Source organism: Spirosoma harenae (assembly GCF_054776975.1).
Map to the genome: position 1 here is coordinate 316,490 of NZ_BAAHBD010000031.1, position 24,299 is coordinate 340,788.

The 24,299-nt window shown below is 45.4% G+C and carries 20 protein-coding genes, 1 tRNA gene and 1 pseudogene; 8 read left to right on the forward strand and 14 right to left on the reverse strand.

Features of this window, described 5'->3' with window-relative positions; genetic code table 11:
- Positions 1-213: 213 nt before the first annotated feature.
- From ACYVE4_RS28995 to ACYVE4_RS29005, 3 genes and pseudogenes are all read left to right on the forward strand, one after another.
- Positions 214-1,197 carry a glycoside hydrolase family 43 protein gene (locus tag ACYVE4_RS28995; RefSeq protein WP_461043910.1) on the forward strand — a complete coding sequence of 328 codons (984 nt, stop codon included), beginning with the start codon at positions 214-216 and terminating at the stop codon, positions 1,195-1,197.
- Positions 1,198-1,489: 292 nt separating this feature from the next.
- Positions 1,490-1,830: pseudogene (locus tag ACYVE4_RS29000) on the forward strand (transposase); the annotation flags it as partial.
- 540 nt (positions 1,831-2,370) lie between these two features.
- A complete protein-coding gene (locus ACYVE4_RS29005) occupies positions 2,371-3,897 on the forward strand; it encodes a hypothetical protein (RefSeq protein ID WP_461043911.1) in 1,527 nt (508 codons plus the stop codon).
- Between the two features lie 638 nt (positions 3,898-4,535).
- Here ACYVE4_RS29005 and ACYVE4_RS29010 read toward each other — a convergent pair.
- From ACYVE4_RS29010 to ACYVE4_RS29020, 3 genes are all read right to left on the reverse strand, one after another.
- Positions 4,536-6,263, reverse strand: a complete 1,728-nt coding sequence (locus ACYVE4_RS29010) for an autotransporter outer membrane beta-barrel domain-containing protein (protein WP_461043912.1) — start codon at positions 6,261-6,263, stop codon at positions 4,536-4,538.
- 364 nt (positions 6,264-6,627) lie between these two features.
- Positions 6,628-6,711: transfer RNA gene (locus tag ACYVE4_RS29015), tRNA-Leu, on the reverse strand.
- A 119-nt stretch (positions 6,712-6,830) separates the two neighbouring features.
- Positions 6,831-8,069, reverse strand: coding sequence for an ABC transporter permease (locus ACYVE4_RS29020; protein ID WP_461043913.1), 1,239 nt, complete (start codon positions 8,067-8,069; stop codon positions 6,831-6,833).
- 148 nt (positions 8,070-8,217) lie between these two features.
- Here ACYVE4_RS29020 and ACYVE4_RS29025 point away from each other — a divergent pair, with 148 nt between their 5' ends.
- The gene (locus ACYVE4_RS29025) at positions 8,218-9,480 is read left to right on the forward strand and encodes an asparagine synthetase B (protein ID WP_461043914.1); all 1,263 of its coding nucleotides are present in this window, start codon (positions 8,218-8,220) and stop codon (positions 9,478-9,480) included.
- Between the two features lies 1 nt (position 9,481).
- A complete protein-coding gene (locus tag ACYVE4_RS29030; protein WP_461043915.1) occupies positions 9,482-9,937 on the forward strand; it encodes a hypothetical protein in 456 nt (151 codons plus the stop codon).
- Here the strand turns inward: ACYVE4_RS29030 and ACYVE4_RS29035 are convergent.
- Positions 9,930-10,949, reverse strand: coding sequence for a DNA/RNA non-specific endonuclease (locus ACYVE4_RS29035; protein WP_461043916.1), 1,020 nt, complete (start codon positions 10,947-10,949; stop codon positions 9,930-9,932). The two genes, ACYVE4_RS29030 and ACYVE4_RS29035, sit on opposite strands and share 8 nt — an antisense overlap.
- Positions 10,950-11,053: 104 nt before the next feature.
- Here ACYVE4_RS29035 and ACYVE4_RS29040 point away from each other — a divergent pair, with 104 nt between their 5' ends.
- Complete coding sequence (locus ACYVE4_RS29040) at positions 11,054-12,292, forward strand: BaiN/RdsA family NAD(P)/FAD-dependent oxidoreductase (protein ID WP_461043917.1); 1,239 nt, start codon at positions 11,054-11,056, stop codon at positions 12,290-12,292.
- Between the two features lie 66 nt (positions 12,293-12,358).
- On the opposite strand, the gene ACYVE4_RS29045 is transcribed toward ACYVE4_RS29040, so the two are convergent.
- From ACYVE4_RS29045 to corA, 10 genes are all read right to left on the reverse strand, one after another.
- Entirely contained in the window at positions 12,359-13,288 is a 930-nt protein-coding gene (locus ACYVE4_RS29045) for a bifunctional riboflavin kinase/FAD synthetase (RefSeq protein ID WP_461044013.1), read from the reverse strand.
- Positions 13,289-13,357: 69 nt separating this feature from the next.
- A complete protein-coding gene (gene truB, locus ACYVE4_RS29050; RefSeq protein WP_461044014.1) occupies positions 13,358-14,062 on the reverse strand; it encodes a tRNA pseudouridine(55) synthase TruB in 705 nt (234 codons plus the stop codon).
- An 8-nt stretch (positions 14,063-14,070) separates the two neighbouring features.
- Positions 14,071-14,916: an undecaprenyl-diphosphate phosphatase gene (locus ACYVE4_RS29055; protein ID WP_461043918.1), complete on the reverse strand. Its 846-nt coding sequence runs from the start codon at positions 14,914-14,916 to the stop codon at positions 14,071-14,073.
- A 112-nt stretch (positions 14,917-15,028) separates the two neighbouring features.
- Positions 15,029-15,358: a DUF3098 domain-containing protein gene (locus tag ACYVE4_RS29060; RefSeq protein WP_461043919.1), complete on the reverse strand. Its 330-nt coding sequence runs from the start codon at positions 15,356-15,358 to the stop codon at positions 15,029-15,031.
- Between the two features lie 93 nt (positions 15,359-15,451).
- On the reverse strand, positions 15,452-16,333 hold the full coding sequence (locus ACYVE4_RS29065) for a cell division protein FtsX (protein WP_461043920.1): 882 nt from the start codon (positions 16,331-16,333) through the stop codon (positions 15,452-15,454).
- A gap of 207 nt (positions 16,334-16,540) precedes the next feature.
- Complete coding sequence (locus ACYVE4_RS29070; protein ID WP_461043921.1) at positions 16,541-16,819, reverse strand: hypothetical protein; 279 nt, start codon at positions 16,817-16,819, stop codon at positions 16,541-16,543.
- A 158-nt stretch (positions 16,820-16,977) separates the two neighbouring features.
- On the reverse strand, positions 16,978-17,748 hold the full coding sequence (gene truA, locus ACYVE4_RS29075) for a tRNA pseudouridine(38-40) synthase TruA (RefSeq protein WP_461043922.1): 771 nt from the start codon (positions 17,746-17,748) through the stop codon (positions 16,978-16,980).
- 118 nt (positions 17,749-17,866) lie between these two features.
- Positions 17,867-19,231 carry a DUF6600 domain-containing protein gene (locus ACYVE4_RS29080; protein ID WP_461043923.1) on the reverse strand — a complete coding sequence of 455 codons (1,365 nt, stop codon included), beginning with the start codon at positions 19,229-19,231 and terminating at the stop codon, positions 17,867-17,869.
- 160 nt (positions 19,232-19,391) lie between these two features.
- Positions 19,392-20,216 (reverse strand): mechanosensitive ion channel family protein, encoded by an 825-nt coding sequence (locus ACYVE4_RS29085; protein WP_461043924.1) that lies wholly within the window; start codon positions 20,214-20,216, stop codon positions 19,392-19,394.
- A 90-nt stretch (positions 20,217-20,306) separates the two neighbouring features.
- On the reverse strand, positions 20,307-21,257 hold the full coding sequence (gene corA, locus ACYVE4_RS29090) for a magnesium/cobalt transporter CorA (RefSeq protein ID WP_461043925.1): 951 nt from the start codon (positions 21,255-21,257) through the stop codon (positions 20,307-20,309).
- A gap of 237 nt (positions 21,258-21,494) precedes the next feature.
- Here corA and ACYVE4_RS29095 point away from each other — a divergent pair, with 237 nt between their 5' ends.
- Positions 21,495-22,793: a hypothetical protein gene (locus ACYVE4_RS29095; protein WP_461043926.1), complete on the forward strand. Its 1,299-nt coding sequence runs from the start codon at positions 21,495-21,497 to the stop codon at positions 22,791-22,793.
- 120 nt (positions 22,794-22,913) lie between these two features.
- Positions 22,914-24,254, forward strand: coding sequence for an isochorismate synthase (locus tag ACYVE4_RS29100; RefSeq protein WP_461043927.1), 1,341 nt, complete (start codon positions 22,914-22,916; stop codon positions 24,252-24,254).
- Positions 24,255-24,299 lie beyond the last annotated feature (45 nt).

The following is a 24,299-nucleotide window of genomic DNA, read 5'->3' on the forward strand; positions in this document are numbered from 1 at the left end:
TTACAGGTTTTTAAAATTTATTTCACAATCCCCTTTAGCTGTTCGTAAAGGCTTATTTTCCTATGGCTAAAGTTTATTACTGTTTTTATGATTTCAGTACCTTTACTTCGATCATGATCTGTATAAACCAGTAAGTTGATCCGATTTAGTCTGGACTATACAACTTAGTTCAACAGCAAAACAATCCATAAACTTTTAATCATAATCCGAAGAATGAAATCAATTCTTCTATATCCTATTCTTTTTTTTACTGTACTGCAGGCATCCGCACAGGCAAAACGAGAGATTTTTTTCGCCGATGTAACCATTTATGTTGAGGGAGGCAAGTATTACCTGACCGGGTCAAAAGGTGGAAGGGGCGGGCCGCAGGGATTTGCTTTTTTAGAATCAAACGACTTGAAAACATGGGCCGTGCCAGCTAAGTCAAACGATTCGCTGGGTATGATCCTTACCGAAGGCGACCATACCTTCGGCACTAAGGGATTCTGGGCACCACAAATTTTTAAGGAAAAAGGCACTTATTATATTACTTATACGGCCGATGAACAAACCGTATTGGCCCAGTCAACATCGTTATTAGGCCCCTACAGGCAAAAAGAAGTTGGCCCTATCGATGGGTCTGAGAAAAATATCGATTCCTATATCTTCAAGGATACCGATGGCAAATATTACCTCTACTGTGTACGGTTTAATAAAGGCAATTACCTGCATGTAGCTGAGTTTGACCTGAAAACCGGAAAAATAAAGCCCGAAACCCTGAAACGATGCTTCGACCAAACAGAACCCTGGGAGGCAACGCCTGCTTATAAATCAGCACCCATTATGGAGGGTCCGACTGTTATAAAATTGAAAAATAAATATTACCTGTTTTACTCGGCCAACCATTTCCAGAACATCGATTATGCGATTGGCTATGCCGTGGCTGATTCGCCGTACGGTCCTTGGGTCAAATACAAAAACAACCCGATCATTCATCGTTCCATCGTTGGCGAGAACGGCTCAGGGCATGGTGACCTATTTGAAGGAATAGACAAGCAATTGTATTATGTCTACCACATTCACAACTCATCCGAGAAAGTAGGCCCCCGCCGGACACGCATTGTGCCGGTAGTAAAACAATGGGATGAAAAAGCTGGTGTTTATACGTTCGGTGTAAAAGAGAAAGAGGTAATTGTACCTGTGATGGCCGAAAAATAAGGAGCATTTTATGAGACTAATTTATGAGTGATTACGAACTCATTTTTCAGAGGAGCAGAGAACACATTTTTAATCGTTCAATTTTAGGCCGCATAAATTTCAGATAGGGAGTTTAACGACCAATTGGGTACCTATCCCTTAGACTTGCTACATTTGACTGGAGAGTTTTTTAGGCAGATTTGAGGGCTAACTTCAATTTGACGATGGTTAAACGACGCGTGTATGACGAAGCCTTCAAGGGAATGCGAAAAACAGGGTCCGTAGCATTGTCTACAAAAAGTATCGGGTGCAGACCACCGACTCGAATCATGATTATCCTGTAGCTAAGAATTGGCTATACCTAACAGCGATTTTGGATTTAGCTGATCGGCAAGTGATTGGCTGGGCCTTGAGTAATAATATAAAAGCAACTGATACGAGTATAGCGGCTTAGCGTATGGCTCTCAAAAATAGAGCTATAGACAGTAAACTTATTTGTCATCGCTCCGGCGACCCGGTCAGACTGTGGGATTCAGTAAGCCTGCACCGACTTTCGGGAGGAGTTGAAGAGCTTGCCCGTTGAACAAAGTATGACGGGGCCGCCCGTGCGGCCGAAAGGGTAATTGTTGGGACAACCCAGTTGCCGAAAGTTTTCGCTTCGGCGATCCGATTCAAGACGCTCAAGAGTGAGTTGGTCAACCACGCTCGTTTTGAAACCCGAGCAATAGCACGGCTAGCCACGTTCGACAGGGCCGTCTGAGCAGTATATTGAAGGTTGCCGGGCCGCCGGAGCGGTACAATCTCCGACGGAAACATTCGGTACCAGGCTAACGTACCCCTTGTGAACAAGAAGCTTATTTTTTCGCTTCCTCGATGGCAGCTTAGAAAAAATCTCCACTATACTATTGCAAGTCCAGACTTTTTCTGGCCCAATAAAATCAGGCTGTTAGCCGAACGCATTGCTGAGTACAAGATTGCTTTCTCGGCTGAGCATTACAACCATGTCAGGAGGTTAAATTAGAAAGTTCGAACAGGTTATAGCCCCGGCAAGTGTCGGGGCTTTTTTGCGCCTTCGGGCTATTAACTGACTCAGCCGCTTACTACTAGTCAACTCATATGTTTATTCGATTGTAAACCATTCTTTTGTTGCCTAGTATTGCCGAGCGTCAAGGGTTTAACAAGGGCGCATACTCTATGAAATCATTTTACCGGTTGACTAGCTTATTATTGCTTGTAACACCGCTTTGGGCCCAAACCAATTACATTCAGCGAGCGGGCAATTCAGCCTCGCCCACCACCAATAATACGTTTGTGGGCTATGAGTCAGGTAACACAGCCATGACCGGGTTCAATAACTCCTTCTACGGAGCACAAACCGGAAACATAATTTCCTCAGCCGCCAACAATACATTCATGGGGGCTAGTGCCGGTAGGTTCACCACTACCGGTGGTCTGAATACCTTCATTGGCAGCACTGCAGGTCTATTTACGGATGTAGGCCATGATAACAGTTTTGTTGGGGCGGTCGCTGGTCAGCAAAACACGAGTGCTTCCGCCAATACTTTTCTAGGGAGTTATGCAGGTGGTAAAAACAGAACAGGGCCGTCGAACTCTTTTGTCGGCGCTTATTCAGGCTTTTCAAACGATGTGGGATATAGTAATACAATTCAGGGTGCTTACGCGGGTTACAAAAATGCAAGAGGAGCGCACAATGTGATGGTTGGCGACTCAGCGGGTTATACGACCACGGTGGGTGAGCAGGTCATGATTGGCTCAAAGGCTGGCTTGAGTACCACCACCGGTAGTCAGAACACGTTTGTAGGCACGCAATCGGGTTATTCGAACACGACGGGTGGCGTCAATACATTCACAGGTTATCTGACAGGTATTAGTAATAGAACCGGCTCTAGCAATACATTTATTGGGGGGCTGACAGGCTATAGTAATGATAATGGCAGCGCCAATACATTTTTGGGCAACAGCGCGGGTTATAGTAATAACTCAGGCAACAACAATGTGTTTATTGGCTCCTCATCAGGCGGTAATAACACCACCGGCTCCAATAATATCCTCATCGGCCCTAGCTCCGGCACGGCCATTACTAACAGCAACGATAACGTATTGATGGGCTATAATAGCCAGGCAGAAGACGGTTTGCAGAACGCCATAGCCATCGGCTCTAATAGCCGTGTTGAGATGAGTAACGCCCTGATCTTGGGGCATCAGGCTAACGTAGGCATCGGCACGTCAGCACCAAAAAGCAAACTAGAAGTAGTCGCTGATGAGGACGATCATAGTGGCTTGCGTTTGACCCAACTCACTAGCCAAAGCAAACCTACCCAAGCAACCAATCAGTTTCTGACCGTTAATGAGAACGGGGATGTGATCAAAGCCCGTTATCAATTGCGGATTAACAATGCCTCAGAGTGGAGTGATAAGGTGTTTGCGCCAAGTTATGCATTACGACCGCTAGGTGAGGTTGCAAGCTATGTGCAGACATACCAACATTTGCCAGGCGTTCCCTCTGCTGAGCAGGTCGTTAAAGAAGGCGTTGATCTGGCGATGATAAACGCGACATTGTTGGAAAAAGTAGAGGAACTAACTCTGTACAGCATTCAATTGGAGAAAGCCGACCAACAGAAACAGCAGAAGATTCAGGCACTTGAACAAAAGCAGGCAGAATTAGAACGATTGGTTAATCAGCTCCTGAAACAGAAGTAAGCGTGTAGGAAGTGTAGAACGTGCAGGCTGAAAAACAATCTTTTTTCTTGCCTATCTTCGGGGATGGAAATCACGTCTGCACTTCTGATTTACTTAGGATTTACAGCGATACCGGATCGGCTAGATACCTACGATTACAAAGCCATTACAGGGAGCTTAGTAGCTGACCTGAGGCAGTTGCCATCCTGTCACTAAGGAAGTGGATTTACGCTTCCTGCTGATTGATTACCATCCGGGTGAATCGCTGCCTTCTTTTGATGTGTCGTTGAATTAGTTTTGCCTCTATGCTTATAATGATAAACCCCACCGGGTAAGAATGATGTTGGAAATGCCCTTTACGATAGCCACAAACGTGTTGCAGGGACCGCATGAATACAACAGACCATTCCATTACCTCACCACAAAAAGCTATTAAGCTCAAGGATGAGTTTAAAAATGGTAGCACATAAACGTAAGGTTTTTGAAACGCCAGTTCTGTTAGGGTTGGCGTTTTTTGACAATTACTTAAATTGTAGTAGCCACTACTTGATCTGACAGTGAAGGGGTAAATTAACTGTCAGATCAAGTAGTGGCTACTACAATTTAAGTATGGATTTTCAACTTCTTCCCTACACGCTTATTTACAGGATTACCCTGAACTACCTCTGTTTCAGAAGTTGATTAAGCAATCGTCCTAACTCAGCCTGTTTTTGCTTCATAGACTGCAACTCCTGTTGTTGCTGCTGGATCACTCTATCTTGTTGAATGCTGTATAAAGTCAGTTCCTCAACCTTTTCTAGCAGGATCGCATTCATCTTGACTAGGTCAATTCCTTCTTTCAAAACTTGTTCCGCAGAGGGAACACCCGGTAAATGGCCATTCTGACTAATATAAGTAGCTACCGAGGACAATGTGCGCAGCTGATCAGTCGTAGTGAACACTCTATCGCTCCACTCACTAGGAGTATTAATCCGTAATTGATAACGAGCCTTCACTACTTCTCCCTTTTCTGTTACGGTTAGAAATTGATCCGTAGTTTGAGTGGTTGGGCTAGCAGTCGTTAGATTGCTTAAGGTTAATCCGCTAGTATTGGGGGATTGACTGACTATCTCCAGACGGTTAGCAGGTGCCGATGTTCCAATGCCTACATTGACTTTGTTGCCTAATATCATAGCGTTACTGACGGCTACCCGGCTGTTGGCACCGATAGCAATTGCGTTTTGTAGGCCATCTTCGGCTTGGCTATTGTAGCCCATCAGGACATTATCATCGCTAGTCGTGATGGCGGTTCCCGATCTTGGGCCAATAATGATGTTATTGCTACCTGTGGTGTTTTTAGCGCCTGCCATATAACCTACGAACGTATTTTGATTACCAACCGTGTTCAATTCTCCAGTCCTGTTTCCGACAAAGGTGTTATTGTAAGAGCTTGTATTACTAAATCCTGCAGAATTACCGATAAATGTATTGTAATATCCCATGTCATTGGTGTAACCAGCACCAGAGCCTACAAAGGTGTTTGAAAACCCAGCTAAGTTAAAGCGACCAGCGGAAGAACCTAGAAATACGTTATTGTCAGCAGTTGTGTTTTGATACCCTGCAAAGGCGCCTAGAAATGTATTGTTATATCCTTCCGTATTATTTTCTCCTGCGCTAGTTCCCAGAAAGCTATTTAAATCTGCCCCTTGATTATTGCGTCCAGCTTGATAACCAAGAAAGAGATTAAATCGACCTGCGGTATTATTAAGACCAGCATTATAGCCCACGAATGTGTTGAACGTACCAATGGTATTGGCGTAACCCGCTTTAGATCCGACGAATACGCTATTTGACAAAACATAATTAGCACCGGCTGAATCCCCAATCATCACATTGTTATTGCCCATTTGATTACTAAAGCCTGCTCGAACACCCAGGTAGGTATTACTGTAACCGGATGAATTCTGATTTCCAGCACTAGTCCCTATAAAAGCGTTATCATTCCCTGTCGAATTGATAACACCAGCGTTATACCCCAAGAAAGTGTTATTCGAGCCTGATGTATTATACTCTCCAGTATATGAACCTATAAACAAGTTGTTGTTACCGCTTATACTACCATGGCCAGAATAAAAGCCAAGAAAAGTATTTCCGGTACCGCCTTGATTATAATAGCCTGTCTTAAAGCCAACAAATGTATTGGTGCCACCTATAGTATTAGAAAATCCTGAATAGGCTCCTAAAAAGGTATTGAAATTACTAGAGGCAATCGATCGCCCAGCCTCATACCCCACTAATGTATTAAAAGTGCCAGGTGTTAAGGAGTTAGGAGTATTGACTATGTAGTTGGTTTGCGCTAGCAGAGGGATGCTCACCAGAAACAAGAATAAGTAAACAATCCTTTTCATAAGATCTAGAACGGTTAAACAGATTTGGAGATGAGTATACTCTAGCAGAAATTATACCATGTCCATAGCTAAGGCTTTATCATAGTCAAATCAGCCTTTGTCTAATCTTCGCCGAACCAGTTTAGGCTAATCTGGATAGGATTTCTATATTCCAATCTATATAGCCCATTTCATAAGCTCTCATCTAGCTATTGTTTTTATAATGCTTATATCTGAATTAACTCCTATTGCATCGGATGACGGAAGTTTATACGATTCTATAACTATACCCTAGATGCCCCAAGGGAAATAAGCAAAATGTTTCAGCAAAAAAAGGAAAATCCCTCACAAAACACTGATTAACAGATATTTGTGAGGGAAGCCGTACCGGGAGCCGGACTCGAACCGGCATGTCCTTGCAGACAATGGTGTTTGAGACCATCGCGTCTACCGATTCCGCCATCCCGGCGACAGAATCGTCTCTGCTTCCAGAGTGCGTTTGTCAAACGTGGGTGCAAAAGTAGGGAGAAGGAAGGAAACGAGAAAGAGAGAAGACAAAAAAAATCCGTTTTCCTCTTCGCCACCTTTCTACTCATACCGAAGTGCCTCAATCGGATCGAGTTTAGAAGCCCGTATAGCGGGGTAAATTCCCGCAAATAGACCAACTGTTACGCACACAACGATGCCAAGACCCATCCAGGCCCAAGGCACTACGAAACCGCCTTCCCCCTGACTCACGACATTGGCAATGACATTACCAATACCTAATCCCAGCAATATTCCACCAATGCCTCCCAGAATGCAAATCACAATAGCCTCAATCAAAAATTGCTCACGAATACGTTGAGGAGTTGCACCCAACGATTTGCGGATACCAATTTCCCGAGTTCGTTCTGTAACGGAAACGAGCATGATGTTCAGCAGAGCAATCGACGCGCCTAAGAGTGTGATGAAGCCAATACCGAAACCACCTATGCGCAGGTATCCTGTAATCTCTCCCGTTTCTCTTGCCAGATCGTCCGCACGTTCGATCTCAAACGAATCAGGCTGTCCTAATGGATCATGTCGAACTAAACGCATGGTTCCCCGTGCTTCGCCGACAGCTTCGTCTTGATCAGCAACGGTGGGTACGGAAGCTGTTATATCAAACGTCAGTTGCTGGCCCCCAGCCAGCGCACGAGCATTATCCAGCGGAATCAAAATCATTCGATCGTCGCCCCCGCCCGAAAAGCCCCCTTTTTTATTTAACACCCCCACAACTTTGTATTGCGCTCCAGCTACACGAATAACCTGATTCAGGGGATTTATTTTTTTCTCAAATAAGGTATTGGCGACTTCGCTACCAATTACAGCGACATTCATAGAATATTTTAAATCAGAAGGAGTCAGGTTGCGGCCGCTTTGGAGTGTAAAACCTTTTACGGATAGATACGTGTCCTCTCCTCCTGTGAGCATCACATTAGGGTTCGTTTTTTTAGAACCAAATTTGGCTTGTGCCGCTCCTGCAACAACTGACGAAACCGAAATAGTAGCCCCATACGGAAACCGACGCTTAAACTGTATTGCGTCGAAATAATCGATGGGTGCATCCTGCCGCTGAATACGACCTCCCCGCCGGAATGCATCCTGGCGAGCAACAATGCTAAACGTATTCGCGCCCAATCCGGCAAAACTGCTGTTTACAGAGTTTTGAATCCCATCAATAGCGGTCAGAATACCAACCAATGATGTAATACCGATGGCAATGATCAGCGACGTCAGGATGGTTCGCAGCTGATTGCCCGCAATTGAACGCAGCCCCTCGCGTATGTTCTCGATTAGGTTCATGAGCAGCGGGCAGAGGGTGATGGGTAGAAGGTGCAGAGTTTTTTATTTCCCGCTGCCCTTTACCCGCTGCCCCCTACATTTTTTGCACAATATTTGTGTATATTTCGTTATAGCAAAACTACCAAGAGCATTTTTAACAGGGAAACCAATGACAAGGCTGCTGTTACCGCTTATCCTAATTTTGAGCCTGACGGGTCATGTCTGGGCTTCGAAAATCCTGATTCCCATGGACGATGCCCAGAAGAATCATCTCAAAGCCTACGGTATAGCCTATTGGGTACTAAAGGTTCATGATACCGAAATCGACTGGTTGCTCAACTACCGGGGCGGTTCGTTTCTATTACCCCAAACACAGGCATTTGTCAACGAAATGGTGATCCGGGGGGTCAGCTACGAAGTAATTTCAGACGCGCAATCGGCCCAGATTCTGTCTGAAGTTGCGGCTGCAGATGCTAATATGGACGCTGTAAAGCTGCAAAAACCACCCAAAGTAGCCGTATATTCTCCAAAAACAAAACAGCCCTGGGATGACGCTGTAACCATGGTTATGACGTATGCCGAGATTCCTTATGACGTCGTTTTCGACGAAGAAGTGATGAATGGCAAACTACCTGAATATGACTGGCTTCACCTCCATCATGAGGATTTTACGGGACAATATGGCAAGTTTTTCCATTTTAAAGATCAGCCCTGGTACATCGCCCAGAAACGCGAAGCTGAAACGATTGCCCGGAAATATGGCTTCAACAAAGTTCCTCAACTGAAACTGGCGGTTTCTCAGAAAATTCGGGAATTTGTTTTAGGTGGTGGTTATCTATTCGCGATGTGTAATGCAACCGATACATACGATATCGCGCTGGCCGCTCATAATACGGATATTGTCGATTCATTTTATGATGGCGATCCTGCTGATCCTAGTGCCAATAGCAAACTGGATTATAGTCAGACATTTGCCTTCCGGAATTTTCAGGTATATACGAATCCTTACCTGATCGAGTTTTCTAACGTGGATAACCAACCCGAAGAACGGGGCCTGAGCGAGCACAACGACTATTTTACGTTATTTCAATTCTCAGCTAAATACGATCCCATTCCAACCATGCTGACACAGAATCACCAGAATGTGATTAAGGGTTTTATGGGTCAAACAACCGCTTTTAAGAAAAACTTTATCAAGCCTGAGGTTGTGATTATGGCTGAAAATCGGTCGGTTGGTGAAGCACGTTACATTCATTCACCCTACGGACGGGGCTTCTTTACGTTTTATGGTGGCCATGATCCGGAAGATTACCGACACGAAATCGGTGAGGAGCCAACGGATCTAAACCTGCATCCTAATTCGGCTGGTTATCGTCTCATTCTGAACAATATCCTGTTTCCAGCGGCTAAGAAAAAGAAGCAAAAAACCTAGGATGAATACTTTCACCGAGAGCCAGCGATTTCGTCAATGGTGGATCTGGGCGATCCTTGGCTTTGTTGTGCTGTCAACAACGTCCGCTCTGCTAACTAATGCCGCCAGGAAAATTCCGACGGCCTGGGGTGGCATTATCGTAGCTTTGCTGGTCGTTCTACTGATTTATGTATGGCAATTAGATACCCGTCTGGACAGCGAAGGTATTCATTATCGTGTGTTTCCTATTCTACCCTGGCGAACAATTCCCTGGACCGATGTTCAGTCGGTTTCGGTGATTGAATATGGTTTTGTAGGCTATGGAATTCGTTTGGGCCTTAAAGGATGGGTTTACAATGTCGCGGGGACGAAGGGCCTGCTCATTAAACGGCAAAATAACAGCTACCTTACAATTGGTACGCAACGTCCTGATGACGTTCAGACGTTTTTAGACTCCCATAAAATTATCCTTAATTAAACCATTCATCGACCATTTCTTCCCGATTCTTACTTTCCAGTTTTCGCTCCAGATCATCCGGAATTTTCGGAAAGAAATCGATACCTGTTAATTGCTCGATGAGATCGACTGGTACCACAAATTCTCTAATCGACTTCGTAGAGCCTTCATTGTCGAGCAGGAAGCCAATCATCCGAATGTCAGGTTTATTGCAATAGAGGATTACCTTATAAAACTTTTCAGGTACGCTTATTTCGGCCTTTTTTCCGATTGTTGGTAACCCTGGTTTTAAAACGGGGCCAGTTATTACATACAGTCCTTTATCGCGTCGAGCCCATGACCGTACCTGACTTTCAAGATCGCTCCAGATACCACGGTTAAAATCGGGAGCTTGTGGGGTAATATTGCTCATAAAGAACGTTTCCCGCATCATTCGTTGCGAAAATTTAAAGTCGGCAGCTGGTGCTAAATGCCCCCGATCATAGCCAGAACGGGTATAATCCGACGATAAAGCGGTTCCTTCTGACACTTCAGGATCGGGCTTAAATTGTTCGTTCTTGCGATCGGCATCACCTGTAGTTTCGTAGGCTAACAACGGATACGCTACCCATTCCGCATCTTTATGTTGATTGCTATACCTGAGTGTATAGCCTTCATGGCGGATAAGTTCACTATTTGCTTTCGATACGGGCAGCAAAAAATCGGCTAATTTCTCAAAATCAAACCGCTGATTACCTGACGATTCTGCGGAGGGCCTGTTGCTTTTACTGTCGCTCGCTTCGCTTTCGTCTGATCTCTCCTCTGGTTCAGGAGCTTTATAGGGGTTATCTTTATCCGTTTCGGAATGGGATCGGCCCAGGCCAATAATTTCCCGCACGTCATTCCAGAAGGCAACTACGGGTTGTGTTTTGCCACCGTAATGCAGAAATAAGCCGATCAAAAAAAAGATGAATAGTAATACGAGCGTATTACCCCGTAGCCGGAATCCGTTACGGACGTAGTTTTTAGTAGAAAATCGAGGCTTAAAGAACATGGGTCAAAGTTAGTTTTTTGTTTCATGTTTCAAGCTTTCGTTTTTTGCGAATGAATGCCCTGTCACACTTGGAACATGGAACCGGAAATAGCTGTTAAAACCGCATGTCATCGTTAAATATTATTGTCGTTGGTGGTGGAGCGGCAGGTTTTTTTGGAGCGATTACGGCTGCTGAAACATTTCCCGATGCCACCATTACGATTCTTGAAAAGAATCGCACCGTGCTCAATAAAGTCCGCATTTCGGGCGGGGGCCGCTGCAATGTTACCCATGCTTGTTTCGATAATCGCCAATTGGTCAAACACTATCCTCGCGGGGAGAAACCACTACGATCTTTATTGGCTCAGTTTGATGTTAGACATACGGTAGACTGGTTTGAATGCCGAGGAGTTAACCTGAAAATAGAGGCCGATGGTCGGATGTTTCCGTCTACAAATACCTCCGACACCATTGTTGATTGTTTGTTAACAACGGCTCGCCAACTAGGCATTCGTGTCCGAACGTCCTGTGGCGTGTCGAGTCTCTCCTATCAACCAAAGAGCGATAATAAGTCCGTCTGGAATGTAGACCTCCTGGACGATACGACTATTCAGGCGGATCGTATATTGATCGCTACTGGCGGATATCCTCAGCAGGCTTCTTATCATTGGCTTCCTGAGCAGAGTGAGCCATTGCTGTCGCCGGTTCCCTCGTTATTTACGTTTAATGTTCCTGATAACTATTTATTTCCTTTAGCGGGCGTTTCGGTAACCGATGCAAGCGTATCCATTCGGGAAACGAAACAGGAACAACGTGGGCCCGTTTTGATCACCCACTGGGGATTTAGTGGACCAGCGATTTTGCGTTTATCGGCCTGGGCCGCCCGTGAGTTAGCGCAGAGCGATTATACATTTACGTTGCGCATCAACTGGACACCTATGCTGAACGAGAATGCGTTGCGTAGTACTTTGCAGGATTTTCGTCAACAGAATGGTCGCAAACAGGTTTCTTCGCAAAATCCATTCAGCTTACCTAATCGACTGTGGGATGCGCTTACGCTTGAGTCTGGAATTGAGGAACAGCAGCGTTGGGCTGATCTACCTGCCAAACCTCTGAATCGTCTGATCGAACGGTTAACCAATAGCCAGTTTCAGGTAAGTGGCAAAACGACGTTTAAAGAAGAATTTGTGACCTGCGGAGGCATTTCCCTCGATAGTGTACATCCACAAACGTTAGAAAGTAAAGCACAACCTGGTCTCTTTTTTGCTGGTGAAGTGCTAAATATCGACGGAATCACAGGCGGTTTTAACTTCCAAAGCGCCTGGACAACCGGTTATATCACTGGAAAACACATTGGATTGTAATCGGGTTTACCTCACCCCTAGCCCCTCTCCTGTTTTAGGAGAGGGGCTAGGGGTGAGGTAAATTCTCTATTTTGAAAGTACTTTCCGGGCGGTTTCTTCGTCGTTTTTGAGCTGAGCCACAAGCGCGGGCAATCCATCAAATTTTTGCTCGGGACGCAAGAACTCTTTGAATTTCAAGGTCATGTGTTCGCCATAAATATCCTTATCGAAGTCGAAAATGTAGGTTTCGATGGTTTGGTTTGTTCCGGCAACAGTAGGGCGGAAACCAATATTGAGCATCCCTGTAAGGGTTTGTCCGGCGTATTCCACTTCAACGGCATAAACGCCATTCGCCGGAATCAGTTTAACCGGATCGTCGACCTGCATATTGGCCGTTGGAAACCCAATGGTTCGGCCCAATTGCCGACCTTTTACAATGGTTCCTGTTAGTGTATAGGAACGCCCTAACAATCGATTGGCGGTGAAAATATTCCCTTCATTAAGAGCTGTCCGGATACGCGAGGAACTTACGCCAACGGTCTCGACATCCTGCCGGGGAATTTCCTCAATCTCAAAACCATACTCGCGCTGGTGCGCTTTAATATAATCGAACCCCCCTTCGCGATCTTTGCCAAAGCGGTGATCATAGCCAATAACAAGCTTTTTCGTCCCTATTTTATCAATCAAAATTTGCCGAATATATTCCTCAGACGTTAGCTCGGAAAACGATCGGGTAAAGGGAATAACGATTAAGTTCTCTACACCAGCCTGATCTAATAGTTCAATTTTCTCGTCCAGGGTTGTCAGTAACTTCAAGTTCTGACTGTCGTTGGATACAACTGTACGCGGATGCGGCCAATAGGTGATCAATACAGACTCTCCCTCACTGGCTTTGGCAACCTCGGTCAGTCTGGCCAGAATTGTTTGATGACCCAGGTGAACTCCATCGAATGTACCGCTGGTTACTACAGCATTCGTTAATGGCTGTATATCGTTGAGCCCTCTATAAATAATCATCTCTAGTCGATAGTCGATAGTCACGGCCCGCCGGAGCGGTTAGTCAATAGTCGTCAGTAGTGAATTGGGCTAGTGACTGTCAACTATCGACTCGCGACATATTTCAATAAATTTCTCAATCGTATGGGCGTCTTCGACCCGAAAATCACCGATACGCGTCCGACGAAGACTACTCATGTAAGCACCGTTATTGAGCAATAGTCCTATATCACGAACGAGACTGCGAATATAGGTGCCTTTCGAACACACAATCCGAAAATCTACCTCGGGAAAACGACTCGCATCTACTTCAAATACAGAAACCGTAACTTGCCTTGCTTTAATTCCACCTTCTACCCGGTCGGCCGTTTCGCCCCGGCGGGCTTTTTCATATAATCGCTCGCCATTGACCCGAACGGCTGAATAAATGGGAGGAACCTGCAGAATATCGCCCGTTAATTGCTGAGCGGCAGCCTGTATCTGCTCGACCGAAATACCCGTTGTATCGAACTCCGCATCGAACGTGGTTTCAAGATCAACAGAGGGTGTTGTTTTCCCCAGCACGAGCGTTCCTGTATATTCTTTTTCCTGCGCCTGATACTGATCGATCTGTTTGGTCATTTTACCTGTACAAAGAATCAGCAAACCCGTTGCCAACGGATCGAGCGTTCCCGCATGACCAATTTTTTTGAATTTACAGGCATATTTCAGCTTGTTGGCTACATCGAACGAGGTCCAGGTAAGCGGCTTGTCGATTAAAATAACCTGACCGGGATCGGGGGTTTGTTCCACAATAAACTAAATTAAAGCACATCCAATTTTACTCCGGCGGCTACTAATCCCAGCAGAACCAATCCAAGGATAATCCGGTAATAACCAAACAGTTTGAATCCGTAGCGATTCAGAAAACTGACAAAGCCGCGAATGGCCAGCATCCCTACGACAAACGCAATAGCATTTCCGATCAGGAGTGTTTGGTAATCGGCGGGCTGAAGAAGTTTGTAGGTTTTCAGGAGTTTATACCCTGAAGCGGCAGCCATCGTGGGCACCGCCAGGAAAAACGAAAATTCGGCGGCCTGAGCGCGGGTCAATCCCTGAAACATACCGCCAATGATGGTTGCTGCCGACCGCGATACACCCGGAATCATGGCGATACACTGAAAGAATCCAATCCGAATGGCATCGGGTACGGTTACATCTCCGTCTTTTGGCTGACGATTAATAATCCGATCAATAAATACTAGTATAATGCCACCTACCAACAGGGTAATTGCAACGACAACGACGTTTTCAAGCAGCGAATCAATAAAATCATTCAGCAGAAAGCCAATAACAGCGGCTGGTAAAAAGGCAATCAGAATCTTGCTGTAAAAATCCAGCATGGGTTGCCAGCGAGCCGGAAATGATTTCAAATAAGAAGGAGCAGTAAAACTTCCGCTGCGAGGGTCAGTCAGGAAACGTCGATGGTAAAGAACCAGTACTGACAGAATACAACCGAACTGAATATCGACGGTGTAGAGTTTGGTGAACTCGTCGCTGGCAATACCAGCGAGGGAGGAGTAGATAATCATGTGGCCGGTTGAGGAAACCGGCAGGAACTCAGTTAGTCCCTCAATAATGGCCAACACAATGGCGTGAATAAGTTCCATTAAAAAAGTTATAAAGTTATACAGTTGTAAAGTTGACGGATTACCGGGTTAGCCAATTGTACGGCAAAACTACTTCACAACTATATGACTTTATAACTCTATTAACTTTCTTTTACGCCTTTGGTCGGGTAAGAACGGCGAAAAATTCGAGAACAAAGCCGCTCATCACGACAATCGGGCCAAGGGTCAGGCCTAAAAAGCCAAAGCCAAACTCTTCTTTGTCGAGACTCATGATAAAAAATCCAAGCAAAATAACCCCAATACCGACTAACATATAAATGTAATTCTGTCGACCAAACGGTAAAGCGGCAGCCGCACCGGGCGACTCATTTCTCGTCGAACGGACGGTTTCGGTTTTCGCAGTAACCGGAGTCACTGGTGTTTTTTTGGCTGGTTCATCACGGGTTAGCGTGGCCGAGCTATATTGTTTATCTTTTGCCATGGTCTTTTTGCGTTTATCACTATACTGAACAATCTAAAATGAAGAATGGCTTCAGTAGCCAAATCATCTTATGTGTTCAGTGTATTTTATTCCTTAATAAAGATCATCCACTGTCAGGCCAAGATACCGTTTGACGGCCTGAAACGTACTCAGAAAACCAATCAGAATGCCTAATCCAACAATACCAGCCATCAGAATAGCAATCTTTTCCGGGTCCTGAAACATAGCTAATTCGGGCAAACTTTGAATAGCAATCTGCGTACCAAGTAGCAACAAGCCCACTGCGATTATGCCAGCCACAAAACCCTGCCAGATGCCCCGTCCTAAAAATGGGCGAGTAATAAACCCATTTGTGGCCCCGACTAACTGCATACTTCGAATTAACATTCGCTGAGAATGCAGCGCCAGTCGGATACTGTTATTCATCAGCACAACAATAATAACCAGCAGAATAATCGCAAAAGCGGACATTAGGGCGTAAATCTTGGTAATGTTCCGGTTGATATTATCGACCAGATTTTCCTGATAAACGACTTCAAACACGCCACTCATTTGTTCCAGATCCTGCTTTACTTCCTGCAATTTAGCTTCCTCAAAGTAGCCCTCATTGAGCTTAATTCGGTAGCTATCATGCAGTGGATTCTCACCTAAAAACTTCGAGAAATCTTCCTTTGTTTCGGCGATAAACTCTTTGGCGGCTTCCTCTTTTGTTACCATCGTAATCTGCGCTTTCCCGTCGGTTTTCAGGACGTAGGGCCGCTCTGCGATGGTTTTATATAGCGTTTCCGTTTTCTGTTCGCCGAGATTTTTATTTAAAAATGCCCGAATTTCATAATTCTCGCGGATATAGGTTACCAATCGTTTTGACTGGATAGCCAGCAGTCCGCAAAAACCAATTAAAAACAACGCCAGCGTCAGACTAAACATAATCATGCCACTGGGATATGCACCAACTTTCTTCTTTGTACGAGCCATTCAGGGGTTCGCGTTAGCAAAACAAAAATAATGGATTAGCCTACTAGGTGGCCGAATTTAAGAAATTTTAGCTTTTCAGCCTATTATACTCCAACGCCATCGGTTGGGCCGACTGTATAATTGGACGCGAATATATGTATGCCGTCCTTTTCAGGAAAGCACAGTGAATTGTATTCAGTACTGATATGATCTTCTGATTTCGGCTTATTAAGGATTTGTACAGCTTACGGCCTGCGTAATCTTCGAAGTAAACCCACCGGGTCCGTAGTCAGATGTGCCGTTGCGTTTCAGGAGTGTGTCTTTTTCGGCAGTACTACAAATCTGTCGTGTAATCGTTACAGGAGGAGGTATATAGGCGTCTGTTCCAGAGTACGTGTACTTGATCTCGCAGGTATAACATTGTTGACTATCTACGTCCGTATTTTCTTTGTTACAGGACGCAAAAAAGACAGTTAACCCCAAAAAAGTCAGTATAATTTTATTCATGAGATAGTGAACGAACAGACGTTAGCCAAAAAATGCACATTTCATGCCAATTAACACTCTGGTTTTCATCGCATTTCGTAAATATAGGTTCCTGCAATCGTCTTTATCAACATTTTCAACTCAGTGGTAAAGTTCATCGCTACTTTAGACAGTCATCTTCAGATTATGTCACCTGTAACTGCTCCTGTAACGTCCGTAGGGTAACCGACTTCAACCAAATACAATCCGTTCGCTGGCACTGCTCGGCCAGCGGCATTTCGGTCGCGGAGTTGAATAATCTGTTCAAATTCCTGAAGGTTCATTCGTTCCTGCCCAATCTCAATCATCGTGCCGACAATCGTACGAACCATTCCCCAGAGAAATCGATCGGCTCGAATATGAAATACTAAGTGATCGTCGTTTAAGCGTTCCCAATAGGCAAAATCGAGTCGGCAATGAAAATGATTTACGTTAGCCCGCGCTTTGCTAAAACTCTGAAAATTTGTGTATTGCAGCATGATCCGGCACGCTTCGTTCATACGCGCTTCATAGAGCAAAGGTCGAAAATGATAGGTCAGACCCGATTGAAATACGTCTTTCTGTCGAGTGATATGATATTGATAGTATCGAAATGTCGCCGAAAAGCGGGCGTGATCCGTTAGGCGAACAGGAAAAATAGAATGGATAGCGATGTCTTCTGGTAGAATACAATTAATCGAATAAATAATCGCTTCAGAAAGCTCCAGCGGCTCAGCTATATCGAAATGGGCAAACTGCTGTTTTGCATGAACACCCGCATCCGTACGACCACTGCCGACGATGTAGATTGGTTGTCCAAATCGTCGGGTTAGAGCCGCTTCCAGCGTCGATTGAACACTCGTCTCACTGGCCTGCGTCTGCCAACCTCGATAAGCCGTTCCTCGATACGACAATTCAATAAAATAGCGCATATCGGGCAAAAATAGTCAGGAAGCTGTCAGGTGCCGTTAGAATTTTCCAGCCAAAGCAAACGCCCTACAACCAGATTGGTTATAGGGCGTTTTTACACAAACTATATCAAGCAATCAACTAACGAGGTCCACGCGATTGACGATCGCCAAATCCGCCACCAGGTATGTCACCTGATCGTTGGATTTGTCCCATTCCATGTTGTTGAGATGGCTGCGACTGGCTTTCCTGAATACGCTGGAACGCTCCACCATTTTGACCTCCACGCTGCATTTGCGGGTTATTCATTTGCGGCTGACGCTCCATTCGTTCAACTGAGCGATCAGGCTGTTGCTGAAAACCTCCCCCACCCCGTTGCGGGAAACTCCGTTGCCCTTCGTCACTCATTTGGCGACCACCACGTTGCCAGCCGTCTCCCTGTGGTGAGTTTCCGGGTGAATAGCCGCCACGACTTGGTGAAGGCATGTTAGGTGCGGAAGGTGTACCTATATTACCTGGATTGGCATTTGGAGCATTATTAAAGCCCCCGTTTCGATCTGTCGGGAACGAGTTTCGGTCCCATCGATTCGTATTTCCATTATCCCCCCGACCGGGCATATTACTGTTGCCATCGTAATTCGGGCGTGAATTATTGAAATCGCCATTGTATCGGCCCCCTCGATCCCGATTATAGGCGGTGTTGTTTCCGTCGTAATTCGGGCGTGGATTATTATATCGATTATCATACCCTCTGTTTGGGCCATACTCGCGCGATGAGCCCGGACGATAAAAACCTACAGAGCCATTGCTAGCAATCGAACGTCCTGGACGATCCATATGATCAACACGGTATATCGGAACGTTTTGTCGGGTAATCCGCTCAATATCCCCCCGTTGCGGACCATATCCGTATGACCGACCGCTACCAGTTCGATAGTAGTTATTGATGATGGTCGTCTGATTATAGATATTGATTACCCGTGGTCGGGGCACGCAGTAGCTGTAGATATTGGGACTGGTGATATAGACCTGTGGCACAAACGTCCAGTAAGGAGCCGGAATATTGATGTTAATGTTGATATCCCAGCCGGGAGCCAGCGGAGCCCAACCATAGTATCCGCCACCCGATCGCCATGTAACCCAGGCGGGTGCCCAATCACTGCCTGGCACCCAAATCCAGCCACCATAGGCCGGATCGTAAATCCAGCGACCATAGTGGAAAGGAGCCCATCCCCAGGCATAATCCGATACCCAGGTATTCCCATATTCGGTCATTACCCAATGGCCACCACTTGCATACGGCTGAAAATCAGGGCCTGCGTTTGGAATCCATACGTTTCCATAATTCGGATATTGCGTCCATTGTCCGTAAGGAGCCAGCTCGTCATAAAATGACTCGACAGGCACCGAGACGCCCGGCTGCGCTACTACTTTTGGGGACGTAGAGGGCCCCAAAACCAGTAAGGCCATCAGACCCAGGAATTTTATTGCGTTTGGAATTTTCATGGCGATTCGTGCGTAAAAGCTGAGTGTTCACTCTATTCAGTAATTAGACTAATGGTACAGCTAAACGTTTAACGAACTAGTTAAGAATCTTTATCTATGGTCAAAAAAATACCACCCAATTAGCCGGGTGGTAGTGTTGCCATTCGATGTTTATCAATAGTTATACTTCGTTGGTAATAAACATTTTTGGCCTGGGAGCCTCAATACCATCGCTTGCAAATTGTCTGGCTATGTTTTCGAGCATATAATAATGCGTTTCCCAATAGGTATTGCTTTGTGTCCAGACCCGCACATCGTAATCACGCGAATTGGCATTTAGTTTGGCGATTAACACATCATGCCCACGCTCTTTAATCGCATACGGACAGGCATCGACTACTTTTTGAATCGACGATCTGGTAGCATCCAGATCATTCTGACTACCAACCGTATACACCTGATCAACACGGATTACGCCCTTGGTACTGATATTCGTAATAGCTGCAGTCGATAATCCGCCATTGGGCAGAATAATCGTTTTGTTATCCAGCGTTACGAGTGTCGTATCGAAAATTCGGATGGCTTCAACGTTGCCCGTAAAACCTTGTGCAGAAATCAGATCACCAACGCGGAATGGTTTGAAAATCAGAATCAATACTCCACCCGCAAAATTGGCTAAGCTTCCCTGAAGCGCCAGTCCAACAGCTAGCCCAGCCGCCCCGATGATCGCAACAAATGACGTTGTCTGAACACCCAATGTACTCGCGATACTAAGCAGCAAAAGCACTCGTAGCAATCCATTGACCAACGAAAGCAGAAAAGGCTGAACATCGCGATCAACATGCCGTTTGGCCATAGTGGACGAGAGTAGCCGGGTGATCCAGCCAATTACCCATAACCCAACGATAAGCGTCAGAATTGCCAGTAATACACGACCGCCGTAGAGCGTAACGAAGGTGACTACCTGTGTGTAGAAGAGTTCCAATCGGGTTTGCGCCTGCTCCATAACAGTATATAAATGGGAGATATGTTGGCAATCAGACGCGAATACCTGGAAAAGTAACTTCTTATACGATAATCCTATAGGCGCTACAGTTTACAGCCAGTTTTTACGCCGGAATATCCAAACGGTTAATGCTGAAGAAAGCACCATCATGCCTATAGCAAATACATATCCATATTTCCAGTGTACTTCGGGCATTTCATCGAAGTTCATACCCCAAATGCTGGCTAATAAGGTGGGCGGTAGAAAAACCAGCGAGACAACCGTAAAGATTTTCACGACTCGGTTTTGCTCCAGATCAATCAGACCGAGGTAGGTATTTTGCAGAAACTCCAGTCGCTCAAAAATAAAATTAGTATGATCGATCAACGAATTAATGTCTTTGATCAACGTCCGAAGTCGTTGTTGTTCCAGTTCGTTGAACCAGCCATCCGAGCGAATCATAGCCGATATAACCCGCTGTTTATCAACAACATTCTCTCGAATCGACATTGTCAATTCCTGATAGTCGTTAATGTTCAGCAGCATTTCTCGATCCAGATTAGCATCCAGATCAAGCATCCGGTTGATCGCCTTGATTTCACCCGACACCATCTCGACTAAATCTGCATCGTAATCAATCCGTGACTCAAAAATAGAAATGAGAATCTGTGCTCCATCACTAAATACAGCCCGTCGTGATTTGATCCGTTTTACGGTATCCGCGAAGGATTTTAAATCGGCATTGCGATAGGTAAATAGGGTATCGTCTTTCAGAATAAAACTTACGGGAACTGTCACATAGCGATGTTCAGGATCGGGAATCAGAAAGTTGGAGTTGGCAATCAGGTAATCGTCCTCTTCGATATAGCGCGACGAACTTTCAATCTCCAATTGTTCCTGCTGACTCAGAAAATCGACATCGAATTTTTCCTCAACACTTTTGATTTCGTTGGCCGTCGCATTTTGCAGATCGACCCACAAGGTACGCTCGGTATCGGAGAAATTGTTAATATCCCGGATTTTACGGACGGCGGTTTCGTCTTGTTGAAAGATACGGATCATATTCGTTGCGCGGAGTAATTATCCGGCCGCAAAGTTGGCAGAAAAGGCCCGTAATGCCGTGTCCTTTTAATCATTTCCTTTTAGTTCATCCTGTTTTAGAAGGAGTCTTCTTAGCTCCCTTTTTATGGCCTTGTTTACCGTTGGCTCAAAACTAAAGCGGGCGAAACCCCTTTTGTCATTTCTGTAAATCAGCCAATTATCTTTGATCTATTTGAACGCTTTCCAACTAGTAGAACTATGAAATTAAGCGATACACATCATTCTGGTTTAGTAGCCCTACTGCTGATAGTACACAGTTTATCAGCCCAGGGTCAGAGCAACTATGTAGCAACCAGCCCAGCTTCTGCCACTCCATCTTCCGGGAACGTTCTGGTCGGAATCGGAGCAGGCAATACGAGCATAGCAGGGGGGTATAATGCATATATAGGCTATGAAGCAGGCAAATCAAGCACGACAGGTTATAGCAACGCATTTGTGGGCGCATCGGCAGGCCGAACTAATACAAGGGGGACATATAATACATTTATAGGCTTTTCAGCAGGGTATAGCACCAGCACAGGTTCTTACAATACGTTTGTAGGAAACCAAGCTGGGATTACCAATACAATAGGTCAAGAAAATACGGCTGTAGGTCAGTTTGCCAGTTCAGCCAACCAAAGTGGCTCTGGCAATGTAGCCGTAGGCTCGTCAGCCAATTTTCTTAATGCCGTAGGCAGTTTCAACGTGATGGTAGGCGACTCGGCGGGGTTTAACAACATCACCTCTGGTAATACGTTTGTTGGCTCTAAGTCTGGCTATAACAACTCAACCGCCAGGTACAATACCTTCTTAGGTTATCATGCAGGTTATAACGTCACTATCGGCAGCAACAACATCATAATTGGTCCTACATCAGGTACTGCTATCACCGACGGTAGTAATAACGTATTAATGGGGTACAATAGCCAGGCTGATGAAGGTATTTTCAATGGCATTGCCATTGGTTCGAACAGCAAAGTGGCCAGTAGTAATTCGCTCATTCTGGGTAATGGAGTCAATGTGGGCATTGGTACTTCTGCGCCAAAAAACAAACTGGAGGTAGTAGCCGCTGAAGCCGATGCGAGTGGCCTACGACTCACTAAGCTAACCAGTCAGGGTAAACCTACCCTATCGACCGATCAATTTCTGACCGTCAACCAGCAAGGCGATGTAGTCAAAGCACGCTATCTGTTACGTATCAATAATCCATCGGAGTGGAGTGATAAGGTATTTACCCCAAGTTATACCCTACGACCGCTGGACGAGGTAGCTAACTATGTGAAAGCTCATCAACATTTACCGGGGATTCCATCGGCTGAACAGGTAGCCAAGGAAGGTGTGGACTTAGTTAAGATGAATACCATCCTATTAGAAAAGGTGGAGGAATTGACCTTGTATTTGATACAGCAACAAAAGCATTCGTTACGTCAGCAAAACAAAGTAGCTCATCTTCAACAGCAAATTAATGCATTACGGGCTGAAAACGTACAGATCAAACAGCGACTGGCCAAGCACTGATTGGGTATGCATTGCAGGTAAAACCGTCCATAATTGGAAGGATTTTTGTAGGCGTTTTGCACAAATTTCATCCTTAATCTGTTGTTAACATAGCTGGCCCCAGTCTGGCTGGTTTTTGCTATGCAATCTGATTCCGTAAGTAAAGTAATTTCGAGTATTCCAGCAACCGTACGTCGTCCGTACGTAACGGCTCCTGATGCCATTGATTACTGGGAAGCCGCATTATCGCTAGGTTTTCCAGCAGCTCTCTGGCGACTACCCAATCAGCAGGATAAACACCTGATTGTATCTTTTGATGAGCAACTACCCCGTGTATCAGCCGATTTGGATGAACTACCCGCTGGTTTTGTCATCAGTCCGTTCGATAATCTTGCTAAAAATGCTCCTGTCGAAGCCATACTTTCTGAGCATTTAGACAAAACCGACGAGATTCCTCAGACTCTATTTCTACGGGCGGATATTCAGGCTGTTTTTTCAGAAAATCCAGCGGTTGTTTCCAGGAATCATACGACTGAGAGTAGTTCGAACGAGAATGTCGATCAATTCTGGCGGGCAATCCGAAAACAGACTAAATCGATGGGTTCGGCGCATCCGCAAAGCGTTGTTCCGATTGAGCATCCTCAGGCACAGGCAAACTACGTCCATATGGTAACGGATGCCATTGAAGCCATTAAGCGGGGTGAAATGCGGAAAGTCGTACTCTCCAGGACGAAGCAAGTGCAGTTTTCTGATGCGCCAAATGCGATAGCGTTATTCGATAAACTCTGCCAAAAACACCCTAATGCCTTTGTATCAGCGGTTTCGATTCCGGAGAGAGGGCAAATTTGGATGAGTGCTACACCCGAACGGTTAGTCAGTCAGAATGCAGATGGTATCTTCCGAACAGCCGCACTGGCGGGAACGCAATCAGCCTTTAATGCGGATGGGACAGCTAAACGACCATCTGAGGCTATGTGGTCGCAGAAAGAGATTGAAGAGCAGGCTATTGTCTGCCGCTATATTATTGAATGCTTCAAGAAAATCCGGCTGCGCGAATACATTGAAGAAGGACCTAAAAGCGTTATTGCTGGCAATTTGATGCACTTAGGTACATCATTTACGGTCGATACACAGGCTGTTCGGTATCCGCAGCTTGGTACCGTGATGCTTCGTCTACTCCATCCAACGTCAGCCGTTTGTGGCACTCCTCGCGATGCCGCTTTTTCATTCATTCGCCAACACGAAAGCCACAACCGTGAATGCTATAGCGGTTTTCTGGGCCCTGTCAATATTGATACCGTTCAGGAAGGAGTATCGAGCCACATTTTTGTGCATATCCGCTGCATGAAACTCGAAGGAAAACAGGCCACACTCTACGCTGGTGCCGGAATAACAGAAGACTCTGATCCCGAACGCGAGTGGCAGGAAACCGAAATGAAATGCCAGACATTGCTTAATGTAATGATGAGTGATGAACGATGAGCTATAAGTGTTTTTTAAGGCGCACTTATAACTCATCGTTCTTCA